Annotated in this window: 2 protein-coding genes; both read left to right on the top strand. The window is 44.0% G+C overall.

Going from position 1 to position 1,727, the window contains the following annotated elements:
- Positions 1-745: IS630 family transposase (locus DA100_RS08115; protein WP_138971709.1), on the top strand; the 745-nt coding region annotated here is incomplete at its 5' end.
- Between the two features lie 133 nt (positions 746-878).
- The coding region (gene ppnN, locus DA100_RS08110; RefSeq protein WP_138971708.1) for a nucleotide 5'-monophosphate nucleosidase PpnN at positions 879-1,727 on the top strand (849 nt) is incomplete at its 3' end.

Here is a 1,727-nt window from a genome sequence, read left to right as displayed (position 1 = left end):
TTCTCACACTCATCAAATTGTCGCCTACGTTAAAGAGGCATTTGGACTTGATTATACGGTCTCTGGTATGAACAAATGGCTTCACCACAATGGCTTTAGCTACAAGCAACCGAAAGGCGTTCCACACAAGTTTGATAAAGCAAAACAGCAAGCATTCATAGAGGCTTATGAAGCTCTAAAGGCAAGCTGTGGCAAGGATGAATCGATAGTCTTTATCGATGCAGTTCACCCAACCTTATTAACAAAAATATCTCATGGCTGGATACGTACTGGTCAGGCTAAAGTGATTGAAACAACGGGCAATCGTAGCCGATTGAACATTATTGGCGCACTAAACCTGTCAGATATTGGTGCCACCATCGTTCACGATTACGAGAGTATTAACAGTGAAAATATTGTTCGCTTTTTCTGTAAGTTAAGAGAGAGTTATCCATTAGCCCATAAGCTTCATATCATCTTAGATGGTGCGGGATATCACCGCAGTGACTTAGTCAAAGATGCAGCGTTTGTCCTAAATATCGAACTACATTATCTTCCACCTTACAGTCCAAACCTCAACCCAATTGAGCGGCTTTGGAAGGTAATGAACGAGCAGTCGAGGAATAACGTTTACTTCAAAAATAAACGAGACTTCAAGGAAGCCATCGATCAATTTTTTACTGTGACTCTTCCAGAGATCGCAGGTTCACTGACGTCTCGAATCAATGATAATTTTCAGGTACTCAAGCCTGCATTTTCAAGTTGATTGGGTATATATCATCAAAAACCTGCTAAGCTTAAAAGACCGTTGCTGAACAATAACTACTTGTTGGCAACTCATAAGGACAAGAATAACAACGATAATGTACTCGACTAGAGTACTGTTCAAGGAGGTCACTATGATCACGCATATCAGTCCAGCTGGCAGTATGGACTTACTCTCTCAACTTGAAGTTGAGCGCCTTAAGAAAACTGCTTCGAGTGATCTTTACCAACTCTACCGTAACTGTACTCTAGCGGTACTCAACTCAGGTAGTCATACTGACAACTCAAAAGAGCTGCTGGATAAGTACAAATCATTTGATGTAAACGTGGTGCGCCGAGAGCGTGGTATCAAACTAGAGCTAAGTAACGCTCCAGAACATGCGTTCGTTGATGGAGAAATCATCAAAGGTATCCAAGAACATCTGTTCTCGGTTCTGCGTGATATCGTCTACGTTAACATGCACCTTGCGGACAATCAGCGTCTCAACTTAACCAACGCTAGTCATATCACTAACCTTGTTTTTGGTATCTTGCGCAATGCGGGGGCACTCACTCCGGGTATCGAACCTAACCTTGTTGTCTGCTGGGGTGGCCACTCGATTAATGCAACAGAGTACCAATACACACGTGAAGTCGGTAACGAACTGGGTCTACGTGAGTTGAATATCTGTACAGGTTGTGGCCCCGGCGCAATGGAAGGGCCGATGAAAGGCGCGGCAATTGGACACGCCAAACAACGTTACTATGAACAACGCTATCTTGGCCTCACTGAACCATCGATCATTGCCGCAGAGCCGCCAAACCCGATCGTGAATGAACTGGTTATCATGCCTGATATCGAAAAACGTTTAGAAGCGTTTGTGCGAATGGCGCATGGTATTGTTATCTACCCTGGAGGTGCGGGGACCGCAGAAGAGTTGCTATACATTTTGGGTATCATGATGCACCCAGAAAACGCAGAACAACCTCTACGTATCGTACTA

The organism is Vibrio sp. Hep-1b-8, from assembly GCF_006124995.1.
Lineage (GTDB): Bacteria > Pseudomonadota > Gammaproteobacteria > Enterobacterales > Vibrionaceae > Vibrio.
This window is presented reverse-complemented; position numbering and strand designations above follow the sequence as displayed.